Origin of the sequence: Caballeronia sp. LZ003 (assembly GCF_031451465.1) — a bacterium.
Classification (GTDB): domain Bacteria; phylum Pseudomonadota; class Gammaproteobacteria; order Burkholderiales; family Burkholderiaceae; genus Caballeronia.
In genome coordinates, this window is sequence record NZ_JARUXJ010000007.1 from 1 (window position 1) to 2636 (window position 2636).

Here is a 2636-nt window from a genome sequence, read left to right on the forward strand (position 1 = left end):
ATCCAATACCCACCGGCGAAATGCAGCGGCTTTCGAGGTGCGAGCGAGCATGCCCAGCAAGTGCGCGCCGCGGAGCGAGAAGATGCGTACCTGCTGATCTCCACCCGTTGTGGGCAGCGTCACCACGGTGGTCATGCTGTCGGTGAATTCGGCAGCGTTGCGCTCGAATACCTGCTGCACCTTATGAGGATTGGCGTAACCCAAGGCTACCCCAATCTGGGGTAGCCTTAGCCAACGCAGACCCTCACGGTCGATAACGTCGAAGCGGTAGTTCTGAAAGGAAAGGGATTGCGTTTGCTCAGGACGAGCGAGGGTGATAGCACGCACAGCGGGCTCCGTCTTTGGGTTCGAGAACCCGCGCCCCACTGTCAAATGGGGTGGGCGGGCACATGGCAGGGTTGACAGACCGGAAAAGACGGAAACCGGCGAGCCCGAAGGCTCCCCCGCCACGGCCCGCCCATTGGAGGCGTGCAGAGGCAGTCGGACGTAAAAAATCCGCCAGTAGGCGGATGTCCGCCGTGCTTTTCCCAGGCTGTCAAACCCGACCGCTGTTGTCTCAGCGATGGTCGAAGTATAAGCCGTTGAACAACTAGCGGTCAACGTACGCGCGCCTTGCAAGATAGTATTACTGGCAGTATCATTCCGCTCATGAACACCGCCACAAAATTGCTCGAAGCGATGTCTCGCAATCCGCTCGATTGGCAGATCGGACAACTTCAGTCGGTTGCCCGACAGCACGGAATCGACTGGCGGCACGATGGAGGCAGCCACTGCGTTTTTGTGCGTAATGACGGCAGCACCCTTCCCGTGCCCGCACATCGGCCAATTAAACCTGTCTACATAAAGAAGTTCGTTGCCTTCGTCAAAGGAGCCTAATCCATGGACAAACTTGATAACTACCCCTTCGAAGTGCGTCCACTTTCCGCTGAAGAAGGAGGTGGATTTTTGATTTCCTACCCGGATTTCTCGGAATGCATCGCCGACGGCGACACCATTGAAGAAGCGATGGTGCACGGTCATGAGGCATTGGCCGCAACGATCGAAGCGCTTGAAGCCAAGGGCTTCCTCGTACCCGCGCCAAACAGCGGCGGCGTTGCGTCCGGAAAATTTGTCGCACGCGTGCCTAAAACGGTCCACGCCGAACTCGCAATGCGCGCCAGGGTTGAGGGCGTTTCGCTCAACATGCTGGTTCTGACCTTTATAGCGGAAGGATTGGGACGTCGAGAGCATGCGCACTAAGCCTCCGCGCACCGCGCGTCACGCTCAGCGAGCTGTCGCGCCATCCATTTGCCGGCAATCCATTCGAAGCCTTTCGGGGTGAATTTCCAGTACTTGAATGCGTATTGCCGCTCGTCTTCCGTCACGCCAACGCCAACTTCGACGCGGCCCGTCTCGATGTACGTCTTATAGGGCTCCATACGCTGCCGCTTACCGGCGAGGAAGACCACGCCCAAGTCCATGAGGAATTGCTTGAATTCCGGCTCGCTGGCGTGGAGCGCCTTCGCGGCATCACGGAAATTCAGACAATCGTGCTTCGAAGCGCTCGTATAGCGCTCCACAAATTCGACCGCAGGCTTCTGCGCTTCGAGTTCGCGAGCCTGTTGTTGCGCGAGCACGCGCGCCTTCTGCTCACGCTCCGTCGCGTCCGCCCAGGCTCGCGCCGCGGAAACGGGATCCGCGAAATTCGGAAGGGCAGGAACCGAATGGCGCTCTCGATACGCGCGAATGACTTTGAGATGGAACGCCGCACTGATCCACATCGCATACGCATAGACCAGGTCTTCGCAGACGAACGTTCCAAGTCCTTGTTTTGATTGGATAGCAGGAATTCCTGCTTTCTCAATTTCAGCAACCAGCTTCTGGGCTTGCTGATTTTCCAGCCACAAACTTGGCCGATCTTTGTTCGCGCCTCCCGATGCACGATGGAGATCATTCAAGCAAAACAAGCCGTCAGCCTCGCGAACTGAAATGTCGGTAATAACGAGATTCATGATCAAGTCACCTCGCGCCGCTCGACGCAATGGCGCACCGCCGCTTCGAGGCGCCGCTGTGCGTTGTAAAGCGCAGCCCGTGCCTTGTGCAGCACGCGATACTGCTTGCGCGTCGCGAGATGGAATTTCGGATCGCTCTTGTCGATATAGCCGCTGACCCTCGCTTGAGAGCGGAATTCGCGGCAAGCGTCGTGATAATCCCACCGAGCTCGACGCGCCGCGTCATGGAACGAGACCAGCTCGAACGCGCGACGCGCAACGAGATCCTTCGTCCACTTAGTGCTGTGTTTTATGGCGTTGCTCATTGATTACCTTACAGATCGTTGTCGTGACCGCACGGCAAAGAGCCGTCGTCGTTCTGCTCTGCTCCGCAGCTGAGACAGATTTTTTGAGATTTCGAAGCCTCCGCATCGTCTCGATCCTCGGCCTCCGCCGACACGTTGAAATCGGCTTCATTTGTCAATGTCGTCATTCACCATCCTCCTGCTTTGCAGTCTGTAACACCCAGTGCAACGCCTCAGCACGTTCACCCGACGAAGCGCCCAGCTCCTTCAAAATTTCCTTACGGCTTCGCATCCTGGGCGTGCGTTCGCCAAGCGCCTCGCGCTGCGCTCGGGCGCGCGCATGACCAGCGACGTTCGCGCC

The 2636-nt window shown here is 57.9% G+C and carries 6 protein-coding genes; 2 read left to right on the forward strand and 4 right to left on the reverse strand.

The window, feature by feature from the left end:
* On the reverse strand, positions 1-327 hold a 327-nt coding region (locus QCE79_RS32225), incomplete at its 3' end, for a Bro-N domain-containing protein (RefSeq protein WP_309851300.1).
* A gap of 321 nt (positions 328-648) precedes the next feature.
* Between QCE79_RS32225 and QCE79_RS32230 the strand changes: the two genes are divergently transcribed.
* Together QCE79_RS32230 and QCE79_RS32235 are read left to right on the forward strand one after the other, a co-directional pair.
* Complete coding sequence (locus QCE79_RS32230) at positions 649-876, forward strand: hypothetical protein (RefSeq protein ID WP_309851303.1); 228 nt, start codon at positions 649-651, stop codon at positions 874-876.
* A 3-nt stretch (positions 877-879) separates the two neighbouring features.
* The gene (locus QCE79_RS32235) at positions 880-1239 is read left to right on the forward strand and encodes a toxin-antitoxin system HicB family antitoxin (protein WP_309851305.1); all 360 of its coding nucleotides are present in this window, start codon (positions 880-882) and stop codon (positions 1237-1239) included.
* Here the strand turns inward: QCE79_RS32235 and QCE79_RS32240 are convergent.
* Genes QCE79_RS32240 through QCE79_RS32250 form a run of 3 tightly spaced genes read right to left on the reverse strand, consistent with a single transcriptional unit; the run spans position 1236 to position 2463 of the window.
* Positions 1236-1991 carry a KilA-N domain-containing protein gene (locus tag QCE79_RS32240; RefSeq protein ID WP_309851307.1) on the reverse strand — a complete coding sequence of 252 codons (756 nt, stop codon included), beginning with the start codon at positions 1989-1991 and terminating at the stop codon, positions 1236-1238. The genes QCE79_RS32235 and QCE79_RS32240 overlap by 4 nt on opposite strands.
* A gap of 2 nt (positions 1992-1993) precedes the next feature.
* Positions 1994-2296 carry a hypothetical protein gene (locus QCE79_RS32245; protein WP_309851310.1) on the reverse strand — a complete coding sequence of 101 codons (303 nt, stop codon included), beginning with the start codon at positions 2294-2296 and terminating at the stop codon, positions 1994-1996.
* A gap of 8 nt (positions 2297-2304) precedes the next feature.
* Positions 2305-2463, reverse strand: coding sequence for a hypothetical protein (locus QCE79_RS32250; RefSeq protein WP_309851313.1), 159 nt, complete (start codon positions 2461-2463; stop codon positions 2305-2307).
* Positions 2464-2636 lie beyond the last annotated feature (173 nt).